Here is a 24,638-nt window from a genome sequence, read left to right on the forward strand (position 1 = left end):
GCCGGGTTCTGGCCCGAGCCCGCGGTCAGCACCTGACCCAGAATGACTTCGCTGATTTGCTCGGGCTTCAGACCCGCGCGTTCTAGCACCGCGCGAATTACGGTGGCGCCCAGTTCCGGCGCTGCAATCTTCGCAAGCGAGCCGCCGAATTTGCCGACCGCGGTGCGCGCGGCCGATACGATCACTACGTCATTCATCTTCAATCCTCGTTGAACAGCAGATCTCGTGAATCACGGTTCTCATGCGCTTCGTCCACGCACTCAATCACGCGCTTTCGATGCAAACGACGCAGCCTATTTACACGGGCTTTTGATTAGACTCTCAGGTCGACAACGGCCTTCTCCCGATTGCATTGATGCGCGGAAAACACGCAAGCGCAGATTCGCCGCATGCAATGTTGCACGCGTTAATTGCATCCGGTCGGGGAAGTAAGTCAGGGCGTACGCTTGTGCGCCGCACCAATCAGAAGTCATTCTAAACGCAAAACATCGACAAAAGTTTTCATATTCCTAGGTAATAACCCTATGTAAGGTAAGAAGTGCCGCATAAAAGATGCGGCTACTTCGGGGAAAGGTCGAACGGCCGTGCAATAAAACTGCTGTTTAGCAAGGGAAATTGTGCGCTCGTCTGATGAATGCTGGATGAAAGCTCGGCGTCCGCCCCGCGCAAGGACTTAATCGGCTGGTGCGTGCAGCGCCAGCCGTTCCGTCGGGCATCGGACCACTTCAATGCACCTTTTCATTATCTGCTTAGTATTTGCCGATTTTGTCTACGTCAACAAGCCGACATGTAGCGACTTTATGACATGCCGATGTATTGCGGCAATTTGCCCTATAAGGCTAAATCGCCAATACCAGTTTGATACCTTTCGCTCGCGAACAACACGCCATCATTCTCGTATTGGTTAATCGTTCTTCTTTAGTCAATACGACGTCGCGATGATCGACTTCACCGTCGAGCACGCGAATCTCGCAGGAACCGCATAGTCCTTCTTCGCAATCGCTTTGAATATCGATGTTCGCGCGTCTGAGCGTGGCGAGGAGCGTTTGATCGGGCGGAACGGTCACCGTGAGACCCGAATCCCGCAGTTCGACTTCGAATGCGTGCTCACTGGACGGGTCCAGCGCGCCCAGCGTGGATTCGAAATGTTCGATCTTCAGCGCGCCTTCGGCCCACCGTGCGCTCGCGGTCGAAAGCGCGTCCATCATGCGCGCCGGACCGCAGGCATAGACTTGCGTGCCCGCTTCGATGCGAAGCGCCGAAAAGTCGTTGCGCGCGCCCTCCTCCGATACGTACACGCGCAGCCGTTCGCCATGCAGCGCGCGCAGGTCGTCGAGAAAAGCCATCGACGCGCGGCTGCGACCGCTGTAGTGAATCTGGTAGTCGATGCCGTGCTCGCGCGCGTGACGCGCCATCGCGCTGATCGGTGTAATGCCAATGCCTCCGGCAATCAGCACGAGCCTGCGCGCAGCGGGATCGAGCCGGAAGTGATTGCGCGGCCCGCGAATGCGCCAGTGCGCGCCCGGCTTCACGTTTTCGTGTACCCATGCCGAACCGCCGCGGCTCGCGGTCTCGCGCAACACGGCGATCTCGTAGGCGGCCGAATCGGCAGGATCGCCGCAAAGCGAATACTGCCGTGAGAGGCCGCTGTCGCCGCAGATGACGTCGATATGCGAGCCCGGCGTCCAGCGCGGCAGCGCGCGACCATCGGCTGCTACGAGACGAACGCGCGCGATGCGATCGGCGCATATCGACACCGACTCGACGATCACCGCGCGACTCACCGCATGCGACGACGGCTCGCCGATGCGCACCGTCGCGCGCGGCTCCCGCGCCGACGGATTCGTGCGCTCGGGGTTCAGCGCGGGATCCCATTCGACGTAGAGATGCTCGGGCCCGCGAAACGACGTGTTCGGCACGTACGTGAAACGCTGATCGGCGAGGCGCATGTGCGGCAGGCGGCGCGTCAGTTCGTCGAGGAAAACCTGCATCTCCATGCGCGCGAGATTCTTGCCCATGCACTGATGCGCGCCGTAGCCGAACGTCAGCTGATCGCTGGCGTTCTCGCGGCGGATGTCGAGGAGATCGGCGTCCGCGAACTGATGCAAGTCATGGTTAGCGGACGACGTTACGATCAACAGCTTCGCGCCCGCCGGAATGTCGATGCCGCCGATCTTCACGTCGCGCGTCGCGAGCCGCCGCCACGCCGCGACCGATCCGTTGTGCCGCAGGCATTCCTCGACTGCGTTCGGAATCAGGCTCGGGTCTTCGCAGATGTCGCGCCACGCCTCGCCGTGTTGCAGCAGCAGCTTGATCGCGTTGGCGGCCGCGTTGGCCGTCGTCTCGTGCGCCGCGACGATGCCCGCCATCATCATCGAATGCAGATAGGAGTCCGTCACGACGTCGGGCAAGGTCTGCTGCTTGCGAATGCCGTACTGCATCCAGCCGGGGCCGGACGGGTCCTCGCGCATCTTGTCGAGCACCTTGCCCGCGTACTGCCAGAACTTGCCGACCGCATGCGCGACCGCGACCTGCTCCTCCGGCTTCGGTCGGCCCCACGTGTTCACCGTATGCGCGATGGAATATTCGCGCAGCGTGTCCATGTCCTCCTCGGGCACGCCGAGAAAATGCAGCGCGACGGTCAGCGGCACTTCCCACAGCATCTGATCGACCAGATCGGCGCGGCCATCGTCGATGAAGCGATCGACGTACTCGCGCGTGAGCGCGCGCACCATCGGCTCGTGATGCGCGAGCGCCTCGGGCGTGAACGGGTCCATCAGCGCGCGACGGCGCGGCATGTGCGCAGGCTCGTCCTCGTTGACGAGCGTGCGGTTGAGCGCGAAGCCGTACGACGCGAGCACCGCGTTCGCTTCCGGCCCGGTGGGCGTGATCTTCTCCAGCGCGATGGACGGGCTGAACGTCAGGTTGTCGCGGAAGATCGCCTTGATGTCGTCGTAGCGCGTGACGACCCAGTAACCGAGCTTGGGGCTATAGAACACCGGCTCCTGTTCGCGCGCCCAGCGCACGTACTCGGGCGGGTCTTGCTGATAGCCGTCGCTGAACGGATCGAAATCCGCGGCGCGCGCGCTCACCGGGCAGCCGTTCGGCGCGGTCGAATGGAAAGGGCATTGCGTCGCGGGTGTCGTCGCGGGCGTCGCGGTGTTTGCGTCGGTCATCGGGTTCGTCTCCTTATTTTATATATGTGTCAGACCGGCTTTCCTTCGCTCGATGCCCAGTTGCGCATCAGCGTGTTGCTCGGCCGCGTTTCGTCGATCATCTTCTGCGCCGTTTCGCGACCGGCGACAGGCAGGCCGGTCGGATCGAGCACGCCGATCTGCACCAGCACCGACGCCTGATCCCAATAGATGTGTTCGTTATAGAGCTTGTCGCCGCGAAAGCGGACCACCGCGAGCATCGGGACTTCGAAATAGCGGCCCGTGGGCGCGAGGCCCGGCAGCAACCAGTCGATCTCGCGATCATGCGTCGCGCAGAACACGAATTCGTCGACGATCCGGTCCGCGCCGATCGTGCGCGAGACCGGGATCAGCTTCGTGTCGTCCGGGTTCGAGTGAACGAAGTGGTATCGGTAGAAGCGTTTGAGCTCGTCGTATCCGACGCCGCCCGTCATCGTCGGCACATGATTGACGTACGGTTCGGCGACCATGGTCGGCATGACGGCGTCGACATCGCGCGTCGCGAATTCGAAATAGCAGTGCTGTTCCCACAGGCGGTCGAGGTCGTAGACCGGACCGAGCACCTCGCGCAGCAAGCCGAGCGTGCGCGAGTACGCCATCAGCCCGGCGGGTTTGTCGTACGGCGAGTCGGCGGACGTGGCGGGCACGGCGAAACCCGGCGCGCAGCCGCTATATATATAGCGCTGTATTTGCGGCTTGCCGGCAAACGCGTCGCTGGATTGCGTTTGCGCGAAATGGAAGACCATCGGACAGCGGATGGTGCGCAGGTCGTCGAGGCAGGCGGCGAGGTCGTCGGGATAGTAAGCCACCGCGCAGTCGATGTCCGCGTTCGCCGCGGCCTGCACGGCAAGCCGTCCGCCCGCGCCGAAGCCGACCGCGCCCACTTTTCCCGCATGTTCCGGCAGCGCGCGCAGGGCTTCGATGACCGCCGCCAGGTTTTCCATCGACACGCCGCCGCCCCGCAGCTCGCGCCCCGCCAACTCGGGCGCCAGCACGACATAGCCCTCCTCGGCGAAACGCTCGGCGGTCGATTGCGCGAAGTCGTCGAGGCCCGCGGAGTCGTGCAGGAGCAGCAGTCCCGGTCCCGAGCCTTGCGCCGGGCGTGTCACGTACGCGCGAATCGGGCCGCCTTCGCGGGCGGCGATGTCGATGAAAGTCCCAGCCATGTCAGGCGTCTCCGGAGTCGTCGGTCAGGAAAGCAGCGTATCGGCAAGCAGCTTCACATTCAACACGACAATGACGCCGGCGACCAGCCACGCGAGCGCCGCCAGCCATCTGCCGATGACGAAGGCGCCCATTTTCCTGCGGTCGGAGACGAACCGCACGAGCGGCACGACGGCGAACGGCAGTTGCATCGACAGGATCACCTGGCTCAGGACGAGGAGTTGGCCGGTGGCTCTTTCGCCGTAAATCGCGGTAACGGCGATAACGGGCGCAATGGCGATGGATCGTGTCACGAGGCGGCGCGCCCAGTTCGGCAAGCGCAACCGGAGGAAGCCTTCCATCACGATCTGGCCGGCGAGCGTGGCCGTCACCGTCGAATTCAGACCGGAGGCAAGCAGCGCGACCGCGAACAAGGTCGACGCGATGCCGAGACCGAGCAGCGGCGACAGGAGATGGAACGCGTCGGCGATTTCCGCCACCTGATCGTGACCGCTGCTGTGGAAGACGGCCGCTGCCACGACGAGGATCGCGGCGTTGATGAACAGCGCGAGCGTCAGCGCGAGGGTGCTGTCGATCGTCGCCCAGCGGATGGCCTCGCGGCGCGCATTCACCGAAGCACCATAGGCGCGCGTCTGCACGACCGACGAATGCAGATACAGGTTGTGCGGCATGACCGTCGCGCCGAGAATGCCGATCGCGAGGTACAGCATCTCGCGGTTCGCCACGATTTGCGGGGACGGCACGAAGCCGCGCAGCACTTGCGCGACCGGCGGCGCCGCGGCGGCAATCTGCAACGCAAAGCACACGGCGATGACGGCCAGCAGCGCAATGACGAATGCTTCTAGAAAACGGAAGCCTCTGTTGACGAGGAGCAATAGAAGAAAGGCGTCGAGCGCCGTGATCAGCGCGCCGAACACGAGCGGAATGTCGAACAGCAGTTTCAGCGCGATGGCCGTACCGATGACCTCGGCGAGATCGCACGCGATGATTGCCATTTCGCAGGCGAACCACAGCGCCAAATTGACGGGCCGGGAGTAATGTTCGCGACATGCCTGCGCGAGATCGCGCCCCGTCGCGACGCCGAGCCGAACGGCCAGTGCCTGCAGCAGGATCGCCATGAGGTTCGACAACAGGACGACCGCGAGCAACGTGTAGCCAAAGCGCGATCCGCCGGCGATATCCGTCGCCCAATTGCCGGGGTCCATGTAGCCGACCGAGATCATGTAGCCGGGTCCGGCGAACGCGAGGAGTCGCCGAAACCAGCTGCCGCCGACCGGCACTCGCACCGACGCGTAGACCTCCGGCAAACTCGGGCGCAAATCGTCCTGTCGAGCATCTTTGTACGCGGGGCGAGGGTCGCGCATCGGCACGGGCCTCCGGTAAGGCGCTTGTCAGTGGACGAATATGCGCCGGGCGGATTAAAGATACAAGTTCCGGGCGGGACGTCGGCGCTGACTGCTGATAATGCGACTTATCAGATGTAGCGATTTAGGTTGTCAATTTCACACCTAGTTGATAATCTCGCCGCAAATGACTGATATCAAAGACAAAATTTCCCGTTCTCAAGGCGCGTTGCATGAAGGGCCCGCAATGCCTCGCCTCACGCGACAACATTTTGCCCTGTATCGCGGTTATCTCGACGGCGTGTCGGAGGCGCAGCTTCATGCATCGTATGGCGATTCGGGCAGCGACGTGCGCAGCACTCGGCGGCTCATCGCTGTCCTGCGCGACACGCTGTCTGTGCTCGCGCGCCGTGCGCACGACATCGAAGCCGCGCATCTTCTTCGATTGCGCCCGGGAAGCATTCCGTCGCCGCCCGCCGAACTCGCCCGAGGCGCGCCTTCGCTCGAGACGTTCCGCGAGCGCATCGATCCGGATGGTGTATTTGGCGAAGCGGAACTTCTCGCGTTGTATCGGGAGGCATATCCCGCGGATGCGTCTCCGACGGTGGATCGGCGAAGCGCGCGGAACATGCGACTGCGTCGGCGCCAGGCGGATGCGCTTGCACGAATGGAAGCGACGCTCGTCCACGATCCGCGGCCGGCACATCCGGTCGACGGATGGTTCGAACCGGCAGTCGCGGCGCGGCTCGCGGCCGCTGGTATCGAGACGATCGCGGACTTGATCGCATTGGTCGAGCGCCGACGACATCGGTGGTACACCGCAGTGCCGCGACTTGGTCCCAAGGGCGCGCAACGCATCGTCGACTGGCTGCAACTGCACTCGGACGCGCTCGGGCACAGGCTTTCGCCGTTGGCATTGATGCCACGGCGGCAGTGGTCTGAGGAGACGCCGGAGCGGCCCGTTTCGAACGGTGACGCGGTTGCTATCGCGCCGCTCGAAGCGATTCGCGTCCCTGCCCCGCTCGACGGCTCGAACGGGACGAATCGGGCGGGTGGCTCGAACTGTCGTTTCCGCACCGATATCGAAGCGGTCAAGGCGTGGCTCGACGCGCGTGCGGCGAGCGAGCACACCCGGCGGGCCTATCGGCGCGAGGCCGAGCGACTGCTGCTGTGGGCGTTGATCGAGAGAAATAAGCCGCTGTCGTCACTGACTTCGCCGGACTGCCGCCAGTATGTTCATACTTTTCTCGTCAATCCGAGTCCCGCGCGTTGGGTGGTGAAATGCCGCGTCGAGCGCTGCCTCGCGGTATGGCGGCCGTTCGCGGGTCCGTTGTCCGATCGAAGCCGCGAAACAGCCCGCTCGATATTGAACGCAATGTGCGAATGGCTGGTCGAGATCGGTTATCTGGCGACGAATCCGTTCAGCGGTATGGAGCGAGCGGCGACGCCGTCTATCTTCGACGCAGAGACGCGTTCGCTCGATTTCGAGCAGTGGAGGCTCGTTTTCGATGCCGTGACCCGGCCTCAGTACACGTTCGTGGAACACCGCGACCGGCTCGCGCTGCTGCTCGCGTACGCCACCGGATTGCGTCGTTCCGAGTTGGCTAGCGCGACGACCGACATGCTGTCAGTCGGGCGCCTTCCCGGCGTCGATGCGCCGGTGTGGCGGCTGAGCTTCCAGCATGCGTCGCGGAGAAACGGGGACCGGTCGGTGCTTCTGCCGCCAATCGTGATCGAGGCGCTTGAAGAAAACCTCGCGATGCGCGGACTCCCCGACGCGCTGGGCTGCCCGGAAGGCACGCCACTGCTCGCTCAGTCGCGAAACGGCGGATCGATTACGCCCGACGGCATCGGCAAGCTGTTTAAGGCGATTTTCGCGAGCGCCGCCGCTGCTGCGGAAAGAGACGTCCCGGGATCGGGGCGTCGCCTCGCGCTCGCGAGCACGCACTGGCTGCGGCACACGCATTCCGCGCATGCGCTCGCGCACGGCGCGGACATCGTCGAGATCGGCAAGGGACTCGGGCATGCGAGCCTCTCGACCACATCGCTGTACTTACAGGGCGATGGCTGGAGACGTTTACTTGGCGTCGAGCGGCTTTTACGGGACACTTTCGCGCTCGGAACATCTTAAGAGTCCGCTTAGCACAGCCTTGCGCACGCCCGGGCGTTGTAAAAATGCCTGAAAAGGCGCGGAAACGACTTCAGAGTTTACTTGAGGTTTACCGGTTGGGCGTTTATTCTTCGGTTTGCAGCATGTTTTCCACAAACCGAAGAATTATTTGCTTACCCAGGCCCGCCAGTGACTGCGAACTCCATGTTAAGCGCCCGGCTTCCCGAAGTCGATCAATCCGTTTCCATCGAAACGCTTCTGGGGGTGGCCGCTCAAGCCACTGACATCCTCAATCAGATCCGCGACGCGATGCTGGAGCCGTACCCGCGAAAGAGCGCACCGACTTTCACGAGCGCGCAGGTCGCATCACTGTGCGGTATCGACAAGCAGCGGTTTCAATACCTGACGACAAAGGGCGAGCTGCCGGCGGGAACGTCGAAAGGCGCGGGACGAAGCAAAGAGTTCACGCTGGAGGAAACGCTGACCTGGATCCGGGCGACGAAGGAACGCGTCAGGCGTCCCGAGGGCAAGCGCGGACGGATCGTCACGGTGGCGAACTTCAAGGGCGGCGTCGCGAAAACGACGACCGCCGTTTCGGCTGCGCAGGCATTGACGCTCCTTGGCCGACGCGTCTTAGTGATCGACTGCGATCCGCAGGGCACGACGACGCAGCTGTGCGGCTGGGCGCCCGACGCCGAGATTTCCGACGACCAGACACTCTTGCCGCTGATCTATGGTGACCAGGAGACGCTCCGCTATGCCGTCCAGGAGACTTACTGGCACAACCTCGATCTCATCCCGGCTTCCTCGTCGCTCTTCGACGCTGAGTTCGAGATACCGGCGAAAGTGCTGAACGACAGCACCTTCGAATTCTGGGAAATCGTCCGCAAGGGTTTGCTGCCATTGACGGACGACTACGACGCAATCGTGATCGACACGCCGCCCGCGCTCAGCTATCTGACGATCAACGCGCTCCTTGCGTCCGACGCCATTCTTCTGCCCTGCCCGCCCGAGGCCCTCGACTTTGCGAGTTCGACGCAGTTCTGGCATCTCTTCGCGGACATCGCGAAGAAGCTGCCAGGCGTACTCGAGCAAAAGCGGTTCGACTTCGTCAACGTGATCTTGACCAAAGCTAAGTCGGACGATGTATCCCGGGTAGTACGAGGCTGGCTGCAGAAAGCCTATGGCGATCGAGTGCTTCCGTTCGAGATTCCCGAGTCCACGGTGCCGAAGGGTGCGTCTGCGCAGCTCTCCACCGTTTATGACTTGTCGAAACCGGACGGAAGCACGGCCGCTTACAACCGGTTCAAGGAGCCGCTTGATCGGCTTGCAGAACATCTCGACGCGCAGTTCGTCCGCGCGTGGAACCAGAAGGAGGATTAAATGGGGATTGGGGACAGGCTTCTCGCGAAGACAGCGAACGTCGGGAGTAAGCCGACTGATTCGGCTCAGCGACCAACGAACACCGAGCCGCGCACGTCGCCTGGAAGGCTGATGGATGCGCAGCATCGAATCAACACAGCGCAGGCGCGGATCAAGGAACTCGAATCGCAACTGGAAGAGCGAGCAGCACTCGAGGTATCGCTCGACGCGCTGGTTGAGGTGCCGGGGCGTCGCAGAAAGCTCACAGCTGAACAATTTCAGGAGTTGAAGAGCAATCTCGCGCAGCACGCCCTCGCAACGCCGATTCTCGTCCGGTCCATCGCAGACGGACGTTATGAAATCGTAGCGGGTCACAACCGGGTCGCGGCTTACCGTGAATTGGGACGCAGCAGCATTCGTGCGAACGTTGCATCCATCGAGGAAGGCGAGATCGAGTTCGCCGCTTTTTTCTCCAACCTTCTGTCGCCGTCACTGACCGACTTCGAGAAGTATTGGAACTTCAAGCGGCTCCAGGAGTTAAGCGGACTTTCGCGTACCGAGATCGCCGAGAGCGCGGGTTTGAGCAAAAGCCATGTGAGCCGGATCTTCTCGTTCGACGCACTACCGGACGAGGCCAAGGAGGTTTTGGCGACGAAGCCCGAGCGTCTCGGAAGCAATGCTGCCCAGAAGCTCGCCGCGCTGGCGGAAGCGGGCAAATCCGAGAAAGTCGTCGAAGCGGTTAGACGTCTTGTGGACGACGAGAATTTCACTCAGGACAGGGCCGTTGCGCTAGTTGCCGAGAAACCGAAGGCAGCCCCTCCCAGCTCGACGGTCGTTCGCGCCGGACGTCGAAAGGTGTGTGAAGTCACAACGCGTAACGGAGTCGTAGGCGTCCGTTTCTTCGAAAAAGATGCCGACGCGGCGAGCGATTGGGGACAGCGCATAGCGGATTTCATTAGCAAATCACTAAGCGAAGCAGCCCCCGATGAGTAACCTAGTAGGTAATCGTTAAAAATCAAGCACTTAGGGCATAGGTCAGCCAATCACGCATTGACATCCCTCTAGCTTGATACCAGTGATGAACTGGCCGAGGTAACCATGTAACCGACACGCTGTAGAAAGACAAAAGCCTTCGGCGCCAACCGAAGGCTTTTGAATTCGGGCTTAACTGCGGTTCGCCCGGTTCGCTTCCCGACGCCAATCGGGTCACGAGTGCACATCTCGAAGTTTAGCGGATCGCGATCGGCAGTCAAGCATTTGCCCGCCATTTCTCGAAATGGACACACTTGACATGCATATCGCGCAACTTTCCGTTGCAGGCGAGGGTGATTCTCGTCCGCAAAACCACAACTCGCTCGGTGGCCCAGCAGATCAACAGGCACTGGACGAATACGCTTGTGACCGGTCGAACCTACCATGGGTGATCTTTCGCGCAGCGCATCGCGCCAGTCACCTTTCAGCGCTACCTGCTCGCGCCCGCGCCGTACTTGCCGCCCTTGCGCGGACAGTCGATGCAAACCGGCCGTTCGCAGCAATCTTCGCCCGTCGCGAACTCTTGACGGGCCGAGCGCTTCAATCCATGCGCACGTTCTATCGCAGCCTCGAAGATCTGGAGGTGGCAGGGTTCATCACGCGTCCTCCGCAAACACGGTACGGCAGTGCCGGTCTTTTCGGTCGAGCCTATCTGTACTTGACAGCTAAGGCGGCCGACGTGCTCGGGCTGACCGAGAGTTCCCAACAGGCCACTGACTCGCTGCATAAGTCAGAGGGGGCGCCTGCGCGCAACACAACCGCCCCATTCTTGACCGCACCGTCTGTCACCCTGGCAGACGGTGCTATATATAAGGATCTATCCCCTACTAATCAAAAGAGACAACCGGGCCGCCTCCCCGCCGACCTCATGCGCCTGCAGCTTCTGGGATTTCGTGATTTTTTGATTTTCAAACTCATGGCCGAAGCTCGCCGACACGGAAAGCTCCTCTCCGACGTCGTAGAGACGACCTGGGAGCATCTGAAACGCGCCCGGCACCCGATTAGCTATCTGCGCGCTTTGCTGCAAAAGCCGGTCGACTACGCCTATCGGGTCCGCACGATTCGCGCTGAGTCCGCGGAACAAGAGACGCGCGCCTCGAACGACTTGCACGTCCAGCAGGCCACAAAGGCCATCGCCGGCAAAGTGTTTGCAAGTCGCGACGGACTTACGCGCTATGTTGTTTCCGCGAACGCAATCGAATTGACCGCGCATCACCGACATGAAGCGCGTCCTCGCGTGCGCGTTGGATCGTGGGCCAGGGAATTCATCGCTGCTTTGGACGCCGGGCACATCGTGCCCACTACGGTTAGCGCTGCCAACGTCGCGGCAGCATCGCCACGTTGCGCGCCCGCCGAACAATGCGAATCGGCGGCCACGAGGCACGCCTCGCGAAGCAAAGAACAGGTCGACGCCCTCAAACAAATGCTCAAGTTGAAAACAGTCGGTCTCGCCCTCAGATCGAATGGGAGCGAGAAGTCTAAGACGCTACGGGCAAAGGGCCACGCAACGTTGCGGCCCATGCTGTCTGACCTTTCGCCGGAACGAGCAGACCTTCTGAAAAACCTGCTGCGTCGCAACAAACCCTGATACACTCTAAGGTTCCGCCTCTAGAGGCGATTGAAATATGCAAGCTGCGCGACTAGCCGGTTTGCGCGCTTTGCTCGATGCGATTCTCAGCAAGCCGTCCGTGATCGAAAATAATTCGATATCCATGCGGGCCGAACGCTCGCTTCCGGGGACCTGTCATCGCCGAGCAAACCTGTCGAGGAGAAAGTATGGCAAGTTTTGATCGGGAAGATTCGGAGCTGGATATCGTCGCGCCGGCGCGCAAGTCGCCGGGCCGACGCGCAGGCAAAGCAAAGGGCCAGACCGGCAACGTGCAGCCCGATGTCGTGATGACGGCGGAGCAGGACGAAGAGCGCCAGCGTCAAATGCGCGCGTTGATTCAATTGGGCAAGGAGCGTGGCTATCTGACGCATGCCGAGATCAACGACCATTTGCCCGACAACTTCGCGCAGACGGCGGCGATGGAAACCATTGTCAGCACGTTCAACGACATGGGCGTGGCCGTCTACGAGCAAGCGCCGGACGCCGAAACGCTTCTGTTGAGCGACAACGCGCCGACCGTCGTGACCGATGAACAGTCGGAAGAGGAAGCGGAAAACGCGCTTTCGACCGTCGACTCGGAATTCGGCCGCACGACCGACCCGGTTCGCATGTACATGCGCGAAATGGGCGCGACGGAACTGCTCACGCGCGCCGGCGAAATCGCTATCGCGAAGCGCATCGAAGACGGCTTGCACGAGATGATTCAGGCGATCGCCGCGTGCCCGTCGACGGTGGCGAGCATTCTGGCAGACGCCGCGCAAGTCGAATCCGGCGAGCTAAAGATCGACGAACTTGTCGACGGTCTCAAGGAGGACGACGCCGCGGAAGAAGAACTTTCGGCATCCGAAGTTACGGATTCGACGGACATCGATACGGACGCCGAAGAATCGGATAGCGACGAAGACGACGACGGCGACATCGAAGGTGGCGACGCGGGTGCATCGAACGAAGCGCGTTTGAAGCAGCTGAAGGCCGACTGCCTCGAAATTTTCGCTCGCGTGCGCGAATTGGCCGAACAAGCCAGTCATCCGAAAGGTTCGGGCGCCGCAGCAACGAAGGCGGTCGAACGTGCGCGCGCCGAGATTCAGCGCGAACTTGGATCTATCCGCTTCACGGCGAAGACCATCGACCGTCTGTGCGCGAACGTTCAGCAGCAAGTCGCGCAAGTGCGCGAGATCGAACGTCGCATTCTGCAGATCGCCGTGGATCGCTGCGGCATGCCGCGCGAGAAGTTCGTCGAGTCGTTCCCGGGACATGAGACCGACCTCGAATGGACGGCGCGCACGGCGGCAAGCGCCAAGCAATACGGTGCATCGCTCGAACGCAGTTTGCCGGCCATTCAGGCAGAGCAGCAAAAACTCATCGACATCGAAGCCGCAGTCGCGTTGCCGCTCAAGCAGCTCAAGCAGATCAACCGTCAGATGACGGCTGCCGAGTTGAAGATGCGTCAGGCGAAGCGCGAAATGATCGAGGCGAACCTGCGCCTCGTGATTTCGATCGCGAAGAAGTACGTCAACCGCGGCATGCAGTTCCTGGATCTGATTCAGGAAGGCAATATCGGTCTGATGAAGGCGGTGGACAAGTTCGAATATCGCCGTGGCTGGAAGTTCTCGACGTATGCGACGTGGTGGGTTCGTCAGGCCGTGACGCGCTCGCTCGCCGATCAGGCCCGCACGATCCGCGTGCCGGTTCACATGATCGAAACGATCAACAAGCTGAACCGCATCTCGCGCGAGATTCTGCAGCAGACCGGTCAGGAAGCGCATCCGTCGGTGCTCGCCGAGCGTATGGAGATGCCCGAGGAGAAAATCCGCGGCATTCTCAAGATCGCGAAGCAGCCGGTGTCGCTGGAAACGCCAGTCGGTGAGGATGCCGATGCAACGCTCGGCGACATGATCGAGGATCAGGGCGCCGCGTCGCCGGCGGATGCTGCCGTGCACGCGAACATGCGCGCCGCGATCGACGACGCGCTCAACGCGCTGTCGCCGCGCGAAGCGAAGGTTCTGCGCATGCGCTTCGGTATCGACACGGCGTCGGACTACACGCTCGAAGAGCTTGGCAAGCAGTTCGATGTGACGCGCGAGCGTATTCGCCAGATTGAAAGCAAGGCGATGCGCAAGCTTATGCATCCGAGCCGCGCGGACAAGCTGCGTCCGTTCCTGGATCGCTAAGCTCAGAAGCAGCAGGTCGAAGAGGGCTACAACGCGCGCCGTCCAATGGACGGCGCGCGTTTTTTTGCCTGCGCCGCTCAACCGCGCGTCGTGCCCTTCGGCGCCGATGCCGCCGCGCACGCCTGAAGCGCGACGATCGCCTTTCGCGCAAGCGTCACCGTCTCTTCGCAAGCGTGGACGTTGGCGAAGATCGAGCATCCGCCGCCCGCATCGATTTTCGATACCGCTCGGCGCACGCGCTCCAGCGCCGACTGCGGCGAGCCACTGTCCTTCACGATGGCGGCGACGTCGAATGCGCTACCGCCATCTGTTTCGACATAGCCGGGGCATTGACCGACCGCCTGCGCGTGCGCGCCCGCGCATACGGAACCGACGAGTGCAGCGGCGGCGAGCGTTCGCGCGCTGCGCCTACGAAGTTCAAAGAACGGAACAGTGTTCATGGCGTCGCAGTCCAACGGAGCATCTCATCGAGACATGGCGCGCCGGGCTCGTCCACAGGTGTCGCAAAGCACCGCGTTGTCCACAGTTTCCGTGCACAAGCGTGTGGATATCTTGAGCATCGCCGAGCCAACGCGTTGATGCGAAACGTGTTTCGCCCGTCGTGCGAAATGCGCGCGTGAAACGCCTATTGTGGACCGGTTGCAAAAAGCGCGTTCGCTCTCGTGTCGTTCGAGCGGCTCCCTCGCGACAACGCAAAGTCGTTGTCCACAGTTTCAGTGATCAACCATGTGGATATCCTGAGCATCGAGCGGCTAAGCTCCTGACGTTCCACACATTTCCTCAGACGTCGCGCAATCACGCGTCGCGCGAAGATCGCAGTGCATCGTCGGTACTTCGCGTCATCCGCGCTTCGGTATGTCGAGCCCGCGTTGCACCGCCGGCCGCGCGACGAACGCATCGAGCGCGCGCTGCACGTGAGCGTAGGTGTCGAACTGAACGAGATCGCGCGCCTCATAGAAGCCGACCAGGTTACGCACCCACGGAAATACCGCGATATCCGCGACGCTGTAGTCGTCCCCCATGATCCACTCGCGGCCGGCGAGCCGCGCGTTTAGCACGCCGAGCAGACGCTTGCTCTCCGCTACGTAGCGATCGCGCGGCCGCTTGTCCTCGTAGTCCTTGCCTGCGAATTTGTGGAAGAAGCCGAGTTGGCCGAACATCGGACCGACGCCGCCCATCTGAAACATGAGCCATTGAATCGCTTCATAACGCCGCGCGGGGTCTTCGGGCAGCAACTGGCCGGACTTGTCGGCGAGATAAATCAAAATCGCGCCCGACTCGAACAGCGCGAGCGGCTCACCGCCGGGTCCGTTCGGGTCGATGATCGCGGGAATCTTGTTGTTCGGATTCAACGACAGGAATTCCGCAGACATCTGATCGTTCGAATCGAAGCGCACCAGATGCGGCTCGTAGGGCAGGCCGGTTTCTTCGAGCATGATCGACACTTTGACGCCGTTCGGCGTCGGCAGCGAGTAAAGCTGGATACGGTCGGGATGCTGCGCGGGCCATTTGCGGGTGATCGGAAAGTCGGAGAGCGCGGGCATGGCGGGTCCTGTTTAATGGGAATTGCTCAATATAACGAGTTCGCCCTCTCGACGCAGAATCGCGCGAATGGCGTTCGCCATGCTGCCGCAACAGTCACCGTCCCGCATTTCGCGGAAGCTGGCTCAAAAAATGCGACATCCGCCACGCTTCCGCGACAAAACCGGCGCCGACAGCCGGGATTTCAACGACCAGACTCCTCAACCGCTGCCTTGCCGCTGCCTTGCCGCTGCCATGAAAACCGTTCCTCTCGCAACGCTTACCGCGCTCGCCGCTGTAGCTGGGGGATTGCTGCCCAGCGTGTCGCAGGCTTACCCGCTCGAACAACAGCTCGACTGCAAGTCGAGCGCGCATCGCTTCATCGCGCCGCTGCGCGACGAGCAATACATCGACGCCAGCCCGATGCGCGTCGAAGCCAACTCGGTGAACGCGTTTCGGCCGACGCACGGCAGCGATCTCACCGCGTACGGCTTTCGCGTCTACGCCGTGCTGGGCTACGAACAAGGCGACGCGCTCTTCAGGCAGGGCAAGGGCGAGCCGATCAACGATTCGGCTTACGGCGTCGTCGTGGTCGGATCGAAGGAGTCGGTCGAGGCGCGCGTGCGCGATGCAGGTAGCACGGCCGTCGTCCATGAGGTGGTGCCGATGCTGATGACCGCCATCTTCTGCAACGGCAGCCCCATGCGCAACACGGCGGGCACGGTCGCGACGGATACGACCAGCAGTCATTGAAACGGCGTTGCAAGGCGTTTCGCCGATAATACTCGCCAGATCGACGACGCGCGCACTGTCGCGCGCCACCCAACACTTCCACACACGGAACCGGAGAACGACGCTCGCGCGCCCACTCCGGTCGACAGGAGAACGGAGACATGCCTGAAGCAGCCAACAAGAATTCGAGGATCGCGGTCGTCACCGGAGCGGGTAGCGGCATCGGACGCGCGGCGGCGCTCGCGCTGCTAGGCGATGGCTGGTCGGTGGCGCTGGCGGGCCGCCGCGCCGCGCCGCTGGAAGCCGTCATCGCTGAATCCGGCGCGGGCGAACGCGGTCTGGCCGTGCCGACCGACGTGGCCGATCCGCAATCGGTCGAACGGCTCTTTCAGGCGGCGGTGAAGCGCTTCGGACGCGTCGATCTGCTGTTTAACAACGCGGGCGTGAGCAATCCGCCGGGCCCGTTCGAGGACTGGACGCCGGAGCAGTGGCAGGGCGTCGTCAACGTCAATCTGAACGGCATGTTCTATTGCTTGCAGCAGGCGTTCCGCACGATGCGCGCGCAGTCGCCGAGAGGCGGGCGCATCATCAATAACGGTTCCATTTCCGCAAGCGCGCCGCGTCCGAATTCGGCTGCCTACACCGCAACGAAGCATGCGGTCGCGGGCCTGACGAAATCCGCATCGCTCGATGGCCGCAAGTACGACATCGCGGTCGGGCAGATCGATATCGGCAACGCGCTGACCGAACTCTCCGAGCGCATGTCGCGCGGCGTGCCGCAGGCGAACGGCGAGATCGCCGTCGAGCCGATGATGGATGTGAAGATCGTCGGCCAGTCCGTGTTGTACATGGCGAACTTGCCGCTCGAAGCGAACGTGCTGTTCCACACCGTGATGGCGACCAAAATGCCGTTCGTCGGCCGCGGCTGAACGCGCTATTCGGTGCGATACCAGACGCGAATGCCTGAGTACCAGTGGCTGACGCTGGTATCGTCACCGGCGCCGAAGGTCGAGAGACTTTCCACGTTCAACACGTCGATGCGGTTCTCCGCGATCCACCGGTTCGCGCGTTCGACGAGCGCCGCGCCGTTTTCGTACACGTTGCCTTTGATCAGGTGATGCTGCACTACCTGCCGCTCGAAATCTTCGTAGGCGATCTTCGTCATCGGTCGTCTCCTTCTTGATGTTCTTATCGCCGGCCTGGGCAAGCTGGCGCATGTCTCGTGTGCTGATTCGAGCATCATATGGCCTGAACGATGAAGCGCGCGGGGCGGTTTACCCGGGGTTCGAAAGCCTGCGGCTTGTGAAGATCGCTCCGGGCGCGGCGTCCGAACCGGTATCACGCGAAACCGCTGCACGCATTTGGTCGCCGCCGCCGATCTTCGCTACCATCTCCCGGTGGCGTCGATACCGGCGCGGCCCTCACCTGATCCCATGCCCTTCGTTTTGCTCGATCCCGCGATGCTTGCCGGCGATCCGCTCGACGCCGAGGAAGCACTTCTTGCGCGCGCCGGGTCGGGCGATGCGGTCGCGCACATCTGGACGGCGCCCGTCTCGCTCTCGGTGCCGCGCAGCTATCAACGCTACCCGGCGCTCGCCGATGCCCGCGCGAGCTTTGCGCGGCGCGGCTGTCCGGTGTGGCAGCGTCTGTCGGGCGGCGGCCTGGTGCCGCAAGGACCGGGCATCGTGAACCTGAGCCTTGCCTATCCCGTGCGCGCGCCGATGGGCGCGCTCGCCGACACGGTCTATCTGCACCTGTGCGGCATTCTGGCCGACGCGCTGCAAACACTCGGCGTCCTCACGCATCATCAGGCGGTGAACGGCTCCTTTTGCGATGGACGCTTCAACCTGGCGTGGGGGCCGGGCAACGATGCGCGAAAAATCGCGGGCACCGCGCAGTACTGGCGGCGCGCGCCGCAACCCGCCGATGAACGCGATACGCCGCTCTACGCCGTGCTCGCCCACGCCGTATTGCTGATCGATGCCGACCCGGTCGAAATTAACGAGCGCGCCAACGCGTTCGAAGCGCTCATCGGCAGCGGACGCCGCTATCAGGAGATGAAAGCCGTCACCGTTGCGCAGGCGCTCGCGTACGAATGCTTCGAGATTCCCGCCGACCTGCACGCGCGCGTGTGCGATGCGCTCGCCGCGCGTCTTGCGCGGGCTTCGCTGCCCGAGACAGGTTGAGCGTCTGGTTGCTGTCCGTTTCAACCGCATCGAGGTGGCCATGCCGCTCAGACGTGCATCGAACGGCTTCTTTTTTGCGCTGTGGGTCGCCGTCTGCGCGGCCGCGCCCGAGTTTCTGTGGCAAGGACTCGTCTCGCTTGTCGGACACTTCTCGCTGACCGACGCCGCCGCGGCGCTTCTGATCGGCGCGATTCTCGCGTTCTTCGTCGATCCGGTGCTGGAGCGCGTGCGCGCGCTCGGCGAGGATGCGACGCACCGACGGCACAACAAGTCGCCCGCCTTCGCCGCGTGCGAAGCGCTGAGCTTTGCCGTGGTGGCCGTCTGCGTGCACGAGGCGATCACCGTGTATGTCGCCGCGAGCCATTCGAACGAGCAGGCCGGCGCGAATCTCGCGAAAGCGGTCGCGCAGGCGCTTCAATGGGCGGCGATGCCTTTCTTCATCACCATCGCGTGGCTCACGGCGCGCGGGCCGCGCTGGACGGCATGGCCGGCGGCATTGCTCGCGGTCGTGATCGGCTACCTATGCGGTCTGGCCTTCGAGTGGGGAGGGCGCGTCATCGCGACGACCTTGGTCCCTTCGGTGCTGATTCTGATCGCGGGTTCCGTGGTCGTGCGCGAGCATTGGGACCCGTCCACGTTTCGCCGCTGCGCCCGCGCGACGGCTGTGGTCGCGGCGACATGGCTCGCGCTGACCGGCGTGCTGCAAGTCGCGCTGTGGCTTGCGCACGTACAGAGCTTTCGCATCTACACGAACGCGGAGTTCTGGAGCGACCTGCGGTTCTACATCGGCTGGGTAACGGGGCTCCTGGTCGCGCCGGGGATGGTCGCTCCGCTCGATCCCCACGCGCGCCCCGCCGACGATAGCTGGCGCCGACGCCGTTGATTCGGCTCAGGTCGAAGGCGGCGGAGGCGGCTGGATGCCGGGCGGCGGTGGCGGCGGCGGGGCCGAGTAAGCGCCGTTCGGCGGGACGGTTCGCACGGCGCCGCTGACGGGCACTTTGTCGCCCGCCGCGTACATGCACTGGAGATACGCGTAGTCGTAGCTGCGCTGCGCGCCGTAGCCGGACGACTGCGCCGCGCCGACGCCGAACGCGCTGCCTGTCAGCAAGCCCGCGCCCGCGCCGATGGCCGCACCCGAGCCGCCGCCGAACGCCGCGCCCGCCGCCGCGCCGATCGCGGTGCCCACGACCGCGCTCCCGACCGCACTGTTGGTCGCGGCCTGATCGGCGCTGACGCCGCCGACCTGCTGGAGCGCGAACTGACGGCACGAGGCATCGTCGGCCCGGAACTGGTCGAACGTCTTGGTCGAGCCGGGAAGCGCCATGACGCTCGGCCCGCTCGGCATGACGGTGCAGGCGGACAGGCCGGTGAGCGCGAGAAGAAATACGAGCCTTCGGTAGTTCATGAACGTGAATTCGTTAGCAGTTCATCATTGGGTAGAGGGCGGCGACGGTTGCGCCGGCACTTCGCGCCAGCCGCCGGGGCAGTCCTTCACATACGGGTAGTACGTGCGCGATCCGTCGCAGTAGTACCAGGAACCGCTCGGCTGCGCGGGAGCGGCCGCGGCCTGTCCTTGTTCGACATACGTGGTCGGCGCGGCGGGCACCGCGACCACCGGCGCGGGCGGATAGTAGTAGTACGGCACGGGCGCCACCGGGTAATACAGCGGCGCGCCGAACCAGATACCGACATGGCCGCCATGCGCGCTCGCGGTTGTCGCCACACCAGCGGTAGCGAGCACCGACATCGCGATAAGAGCCTTCAGGCGATTCACGACTTTCTCCAAAAAATTTCTTGCTCGGTTGCTTCGCGACAGGAAACTTCCGGCTTCCACATGGCCGCGACGCGTGCATTCTTCTACGCTATTCCAGTCGCGGAAGAATTTCAATTACGGCACGGCGACGCATTCTTTCGGCGTGTTACCCGGTAATAATGCGTGACAAGAACACCCGAAACCGAGGCGATCATGACCGATGCAGGCGGCACGAAAGAACGCGTTCGCGTCGTCGAGACAGTCACGCTGTCCGACGACTGGTACGTGCTCAGAAAAGTGATCTTCGATTTTCGGCGCCGCGACGGCACGTGGCAGCGGCAAAGCCGCGAGACGTACGACCGGGGCAATGGCGCGACCATCCTCCTGCACAACCCGCGTACCGGCACGGTTCTTCTGACGCGCCAGTTCCGCATGCCCGCGTTCGTCAACGGCCATGACGGAATGCTGGTCGAAGCGCCCGGCGGTTTGCTCGACGACGCAACGCCCGATGCCCGCATCCGCGCCGAAGTGGAGGAGGAGACGGGCTACCGCGTGGGCCACATCGAGAAGATTTTCGAGGCGTTCATGAGCCCCGGATCGGTGACGGAAAAGCTCTACTTCTATATCGGCGAGTACGACGGCGCGATGCGCGTCGGCGACGGCGGCGGCGTGATTGACGAGGGCGAGGAAATCGAGGTGATCGAACCGCCGCTCACCGAGGCCATGGCGATGATCGAACGCGGCGAGATCATGGACGGCAAGACGATCATGCTGTTGCAGCACCTCGCGCTCAGGCAAGCAGCGACACGGCCTTGACCTGCGCCCACACGGGCATGCCGGGCGCGATATGCAAGCGATCCAGCGAGTAGCGCGTCACGCGGGCGAGCAGCGGCGAGCCGTCCACGTCCAGCCGCACGACCGCCTGCGACGGATTCGCGTCTTCGGCAATGGCCGTTACCGTCGCGGACAGCACGTTCAGCACGCTGCTTAGCGTATGGTCATGGCCGCCGGTGATCAGGCTCACGTCGCGCGCCTTCACCGCGACGCGCATCGGCTTGCCTTGCGCGACGGGGTCGTGCAGCACGCGCAGCGTCGCGCGTTCTCCCGGCAGCGCGAGCGTCAGCAGCCGATACCGCGCGTCGTAGCTCGCGACGATGCCTTCCAGCACCACGGAGGCATCGTCGGCGAGGGCGATCGGCAGGTCGAGCCGGGCGAGCGTCTCGCTAATCGGACCGCTCGCCAGCGCGCGGCCCGCGTCGAGCAGCACGAGATGATCCGCAAGTCGCGCGACTTCCTCGGGCGCGTGGCTCACGTAAAGCATCGGGATATCGAGCTCGTCGTGCAGGCGCTCGAGATACGGCAGGATTTCGAGCTTGCGCTTGTGGTCCAGCGACGCGAGCGGCTCGTCGAGCAGCAACAGACGCGGGCTCGTCAGCAGCGCCCGCGCGATGCCCACGCGTTGCCGCTCGCCGCCCGACAAACCCGCCGGCATCCGTTCGAGCAAATGCGCGATCCCGAGCAGTTCCGCGGCCTGCGCGAGATCGACGCGGCGTGTTGCGGGCGGCACGCGCTTGAGCCCGAATCGCAGGTTCTCTTCGACGCTCAGGTGCGGAAAAAGGCTCGCTTCCTGAAAGACGTAGCCGAGCGCGCGCCGATGCGTCGGCAGGAAAACGCGGCGCTCGGCGTCGAGCCACACGTCGCCGTTCACGACGAGCCGCCCGCGCGTCGGGCGCGCGAGCCCGGCGATGCAGCGCAACAGCGTGGTCTTGCCCGATCCGGACTGGCCGAAGATCGCGGTGACGCCGCGCCCCGGCAGGTTCAGGTCGACATCGAGCGAAAAGCTGCCGTGTTCGACGACGAAGCGCGCTTCGATGGCCGCGTGCGTCGCGCCGCTGCGCGCGCCGTCGAGCATGAGCGGAGATGACGTGAGTTCAGACATGCGCCGCCGCCGTCCGGCGAGTCGAATAGAGCAGAAGAAGCACGACGAACGAGAACAGCACCATGCCGAGCGCGAGCCAGTGCGCCTGCGCGTATTCCAGGGCTTCGACGTGATCGAAAATCTGCACGGAGACCACGCGCGTGCGCCCCGGAATGTTGCCCCCGATCATCAGCACGACGCCGAATTCGCCCACGGTATGCGCAAAGCCGAGAATCGTCGCCGTGACGATGCCCGGCCGCGCAAGCGGCAGCGCCACCGTGAAAAACGTGTCCCAGGGACCCGCGCGCAGCGTCGCGGCGGCTTCGAGCGGCCGGCGGCCGATGGCTTCGAACGCGTTTTGCAGCGGCTGCACGACGAACGGCAGCGAATAAATCACCGAACCCACGACGAGCCCGGCGAACGTGAACGGCAAGAGACCGATGCCCGCCGCCTGCGTGAGCTTGCCGACAATGCCGTTCGGCCCCATCAGCACGAGCAGATAGAAGCCGATGACCGTCGGCGGCAGCACGAGCGGCAACGCGACGACCGCGCCGACCGGGCCCTTCATGCGCGAAGCGGTGCGCGCGAGCCACCACGCGACCGGCGTGCCGATGACGAGCAGCAGCACCGTCGCGAGCGACGCGAGTTCGAGCGTCAGCGCGATTGCCTGTAGGTCGGCGGAATCGATCGGCATGGTCCGCTCAGAGCTGATAACCGAACGATTTGATGACCGCCGCAGCCTTCGGACCCTTCAGATAGTCTTCGAACTGCTTCGCGACCGGATTGTCCCGGCCCTTGCTCAAGATCACCGCGTCCTGCTTGATGGGCTCGTGCAGCGAGGCGGGCACGATCCACGCCGAACCGCCGCTGATTTTGCCGTTCTTGTAGATCTGCGACAGCGCGACGAAGCCGAGTTCCGCGTTGCCCGTAGCGACGAACTGGTGCGCCTGCGAGATGTTTTGTCCTTCCACGATTTTCGACGCGACGGCTTGCGTCAACCCGAGCTTGTCGAGCGCCTGCCTCGCGGCGAGCCCGTAAGGCGCCGCCTTTGGATTCGCTATCGCAAGGTGCGCGAACTGGTTCTTCTTTAGTACTTTGCCCTCGTCGTCCACGTAGCCGTCTTTCGCCGACCACAGCGCGAGCGCGCCCGTCGCGTAGGTGAAGCGGCTGCCCGGCACGGTCAGACCTTCGGTTTCGAGTTTGGCGGGCGTGGTGTCGTCGGCGGCGAGGAACACTTCGAACGGCGCGCCGTTCTTAATCTGCGCATAGAACTGCCCGGTCGCGCCATACGAGGCGACGACCTTGTTGCCCGTGTCCTTCTCGAAGTCGGCGGCAATGGCCTGCATGGGCGCCGTGAAATTGGCGGCGACCGCGACCTGCACTTCGCCGGCGAACGCAGCGGACGCGGCCATGCAGATTGCGAGCGGAAGCAACGTGCCAAGCATTCTGCGCATGAAACGGGTCTTCACGTAACGGCTCCTGTTTTTCTTCGTCGTATTGGTAGGTCGCGGCATCTTTGGCCGGACGAGGCTGCGTAATATAGCCGAATATATTACGCGCGTTCGTGACATGATGAGGATCCAGCGGGCGCTGGCTTCGTGTGAGCCTGCCTCACAGGAAGCGGTTGACCGCGATTACGGTTATCGACGAAACTGTGCCAGATGGCGCGATTCTCGCGCCCGTGAGAAATGAGTGCTACTCACATGCTGCGGCAAACGAGGAGACAAGACATGAGCGATGCAATGAACCTGCAACGCCTGAAACTCGCCGTCGATGGCCCGATCGCCCGCGTGACGCTCGATCGGCCGGACGTGCGCAATGCGTTCGACGACGCGGCTATCGTCGAGCTGACCGCCGCGGTTCGCGCGCTCAACGACGACGCCAACGTGCGCGCCATCGTCCTGGCCGCAAACGGGCCGGCATTCTGCGCGGGCGCGGACCTGAACTACATGAAACGCATGGCGGGCTTCACCGACGCCGAGAATCGCGCCGACGCGCTCGGTCTCGCGACCATGCTGAACACCATCTATGCGAGCGCGAAGCCGGTCATCGCGCGAGTGCAGGGCGACGCCTACGCGGGCGGCGTGGGCCTCGTCGCCGCGTGCGATATCGCGGTGAGCGTGGACACGGCGCATTTTTGCCTGTCGGAAGCCAGGCTCGGCCTGATGCCCGCGACCATCGCGCCCTACGTGATCCGCGCGATGGGCGCGCGCGCAGCGCACCGCTATTTCGTGACGGCCGAGCGCTTCGACGCGGCCGAGGCGCTTCGCATCGGTTTTGTGCATCAGGTCGTCGCCGCCGATGCGCTCGACGCCGCCGTCGACGCGATCGCCGCCAGCATCGCCGCGAACAGCCCGAACGCGGTGCGCGAATGCAAGCGGCTCGTCGCGGATCTCGCGGGCAGCGCCATCGACGAGACGCTCATGTCGGACACGGCGGATCGCATCGCGCGAATACGCGCATCGGAAGAAGGGCGCGAGGGCGTGCGCAGTTTCCTCGAAAAGCGCAAGCCGTCGTGGCTCGCCTGAGCGCAGACGGACGGC

The 24,638-nt window shown here is 63.4% G+C and carries 23 protein-coding genes; 11 read left to right on the top strand and 12 right to left on the bottom strand.

Going from position 1 to position 24,638, the window contains the following annotated elements; translation table 11 throughout:
• The 4 genes from NCR37_RS20840 to NCR37_RS20855 all read right to left on the bottom strand — a co-directional run.
• A partial coding sequence (locus NCR37_RS20840) for a thiolase family protein (protein WP_502800567.1) occupies positions 1–197 on the bottom strand: 197 nt, incomplete at its 3' end.
• 642 nt (positions 198–839) lie between these two features.
• Entirely contained in the window at positions 840–3,176 is a 2,337-nt protein-coding gene (locus tag NCR37_RS20845; RefSeq protein WP_250474728.1) for a cytochrome P450/oxidoreductase, read from the bottom strand.
• Between the two features lie 29 nt (positions 3,177–3,205).
• Positions 3,206–4,360 (bottom strand): dienelactone hydrolase family protein, encoded by a 1,155-nt coding sequence (locus NCR37_RS20850; RefSeq protein WP_250474729.1) that lies wholly within the window; start codon positions 4,358–4,360, stop codon positions 3,206–3,208.
• Between the two features lie 24 nt (positions 4,361–4,384).
• Positions 4,385–5,722 (bottom strand): Nramp family divalent metal transporter, encoded by a 1,338-nt coding sequence (locus tag NCR37_RS20855; RefSeq protein WP_250474730.1) that lies wholly within the window; start codon positions 5,720–5,722, stop codon positions 4,385–4,387.
• A gap of 226 nt (positions 5,723–5,948) precedes the next feature.
• Here NCR37_RS20855 and NCR37_RS20860 point away from each other — a divergent pair, with 226 nt between their 5' ends.
• The 5 genes from NCR37_RS20860 (at position 5,949) to rpoD (ending at position 13,985) form a co-directional block, all read left to right on the top strand.
• Entirely contained in the window at positions 5,949–7,832 is a 1,884-nt protein-coding gene (locus NCR37_RS20860) for a site-specific integrase (RefSeq protein WP_250474731.1), read from the top strand.
• Between the two features lie 183 nt (positions 7,833–8,015).
• Positions 8,016–9,194 (top strand): ParA family protein, encoded by a 1,179-nt coding sequence (locus NCR37_RS20865; protein WP_350029074.1) that lies wholly within the window; start codon positions 8,016–8,018, stop codon positions 9,192–9,194.
• A complete protein-coding gene (locus tag NCR37_RS20870; protein ID WP_250474733.1) occupies positions 9,195–10,166 on the top strand; it encodes a ParB/RepB/Spo0J family partition protein in 972 nt (323 codons plus the stop codon).
• A gap of 298 nt (positions 10,167–10,464) precedes the next feature.
• Positions 10,465–11,793 carry a replication protein O gene (locus tag NCR37_RS20875; protein WP_250474734.1) on the top strand — a complete coding sequence of 443 codons (1,329 nt, stop codon included), beginning with the start codon at positions 10,465–10,467 and terminating at the stop codon, positions 11,791–11,793.
• Positions 11,794–11,981: 188 nt separating this feature from the next.
• Entirely contained in the window at positions 11,982–13,985 is a 2,004-nt protein-coding gene (rpoD, locus tag NCR37_RS20880) for an RNA polymerase sigma factor RpoD (RefSeq protein ID WP_250474735.1), read from the top strand.
• A 77-nt stretch (positions 13,986–14,062) separates the two neighbouring features.
• On the opposite strand, the gene NCR37_RS20885 is transcribed toward rpoD, so the two are convergent.
• Together NCR37_RS20885 and NCR37_RS20890 are read right to left on the bottom strand one after the other, a co-directional pair.
• Complete coding sequence (locus NCR37_RS20885) at positions 14,063–14,425, bottom strand: hypothetical protein (RefSeq protein WP_250474736.1); 363 nt, start codon at positions 14,423–14,425, stop codon at positions 14,063–14,065.
• A 399-nt stretch (positions 14,426–14,824) separates the two neighbouring features.
• Positions 14,825–15,529 carry a glutathione S-transferase N-terminal domain-containing protein gene (locus NCR37_RS20890; protein WP_250474737.1) on the bottom strand — a complete coding sequence of 235 codons (705 nt, stop codon included), beginning with the start codon at positions 15,527–15,529 and terminating at the stop codon, positions 14,825–14,827.
• 232 nt (positions 15,530–15,761) lie between these two features.
• Between NCR37_RS20890 and NCR37_RS20895 the strand changes: the two genes are divergently transcribed.
• Together NCR37_RS20895 and NCR37_RS20900 are read left to right on the top strand one after the other, a co-directional pair.
• Positions 15,762–16,259 (top strand): hypothetical protein, encoded by a 498-nt coding sequence (locus tag NCR37_RS20895; RefSeq protein ID WP_250474738.1) that lies wholly within the window; start codon positions 15,762–15,764, stop codon positions 16,257–16,259.
• Between the two features lie 140 nt (positions 16,260–16,399).
• Positions 16,400–17,167, top strand: coding sequence for an SDR family oxidoreductase (locus NCR37_RS20900; RefSeq protein ID WP_250474739.1), 768 nt, complete (start codon positions 16,400–16,402; stop codon positions 17,165–17,167).
• A gap of 5 nt (positions 17,168–17,172) precedes the next feature.
• Here NCR37_RS20900 and NCR37_RS20905 read toward each other — a convergent pair whose 3' ends face one another.
• Positions 17,173–17,403 carry a hypothetical protein gene (locus tag NCR37_RS20905; protein ID WP_175945753.1) on the bottom strand — a complete coding sequence of 77 codons (231 nt, stop codon included), beginning with the start codon at positions 17,401–17,403 and terminating at the stop codon, positions 17,173–17,175.
• A 268-nt stretch (positions 17,404–17,671) separates the two neighbouring features.
• Between NCR37_RS20905 and NCR37_RS20910 the strand changes: the two genes are divergently transcribed.
• Positions 17,672–18,424 carry a lipoyl protein ligase domain-containing protein gene (locus NCR37_RS20910; RefSeq protein WP_250474740.1) on the top strand — a complete coding sequence of 251 codons (753 nt, stop codon included), beginning with the start codon at positions 17,672–17,674 and terminating at the stop codon, positions 18,422–18,424.
• Between the two features lie 40 nt (positions 18,425–18,464).
• Complete coding sequence (locus NCR37_RS20915; RefSeq protein WP_250474741.1) at positions 18,465–19,307, top strand: hypothetical protein; 843 nt, start codon at positions 18,465–18,467, stop codon at positions 19,305–19,307.
• A gap of 6 nt (positions 19,308–19,313) precedes the next feature.
• On the opposite strand, the gene NCR37_RS20920 is transcribed toward NCR37_RS20915, so the two are convergent.
• Both NCR37_RS20920 and NCR37_RS20925 read right to left on the bottom strand, forming a co-directional pair.
• A complete protein-coding gene (locus tag NCR37_RS20920) occupies positions 19,314–19,829 on the bottom strand; it encodes a glycine zipper family protein (RefSeq protein ID WP_250474742.1) in 516 nt (171 codons plus the stop codon).
• A 24-nt stretch (positions 19,830–19,853) separates the two neighbouring features.
• Positions 19,854–20,198 (bottom strand): hypothetical protein, encoded by a 345-nt coding sequence (locus NCR37_RS20925; RefSeq protein ID WP_502800568.1) that lies wholly within the window; start codon positions 20,196–20,198, stop codon positions 19,854–19,856.
• A 192-nt stretch (positions 20,199–20,390) separates the two neighbouring features.
• Here NCR37_RS20925 and NCR37_RS20930 point away from each other — a divergent pair, with 192 nt between their 5' ends.
• Positions 20,391–20,993, top strand: coding sequence for an NUDIX domain-containing protein (locus tag NCR37_RS20930; protein ID WP_250474743.1), 603 nt, complete (start codon positions 20,391–20,393; stop codon positions 20,991–20,993).
• Here the strand turns inward: NCR37_RS20930 and modC are convergent.
• From modC to modA, 3 genes are read right to left on the bottom strand one after another with little or no spacing between them, the layout of a single operon-like run.
• The gene (gene modC / locus NCR37_RS20935; protein WP_250474744.1) at positions 20,968–22,116 is read right to left on the bottom strand and encodes a molybdenum ABC transporter ATP-binding protein; all 1,149 of its coding nucleotides are present in this window, start codon (positions 22,114–22,116) and stop codon (positions 20,968–20,970) included. The genes NCR37_RS20930 and modC overlap by 26 nt on opposite strands.
• Entirely contained in the window at positions 22,109–22,789 is a 681-nt protein-coding gene (modB, locus tag NCR37_RS20940; RefSeq protein WP_250474745.1) for a molybdate ABC transporter permease subunit, read from the bottom strand. The genes modC and modB overlap by 8 nt, the downstream gene beginning before the upstream one ends.
• A 7-nt stretch (positions 22,790–22,796) precedes the next feature.
• Positions 22,797–23,549 carry a molybdate ABC transporter substrate-binding protein gene (gene modA, locus NCR37_RS20945; protein ID WP_250474760.1) on the bottom strand — a complete coding sequence of 251 codons (753 nt, stop codon included), beginning with the start codon at positions 23,547–23,549 and terminating at the stop codon, positions 22,797–22,799.
• Positions 23,550–23,837: 288 nt separating this feature from the next.
• Between modA and NCR37_RS20950 the strand changes: the two genes are divergently transcribed.
• Positions 23,838–24,623 (top strand): enoyl-CoA hydratase/isomerase family protein, encoded by a 786-nt coding sequence (locus NCR37_RS20950; RefSeq protein WP_250474761.1) that lies wholly within the window; start codon positions 23,838–23,840, stop codon positions 24,621–24,623.
• Positions 24,624–24,638 lie beyond the last annotated feature (15 nt).

The organism is Caballeronia sp. GAFFF1, assembly GCF_023630705.1.
Lineage (GTDB): Bacteria > Pseudomonadota > Gammaproteobacteria > Burkholderiales > Burkholderiaceae > Caballeronia.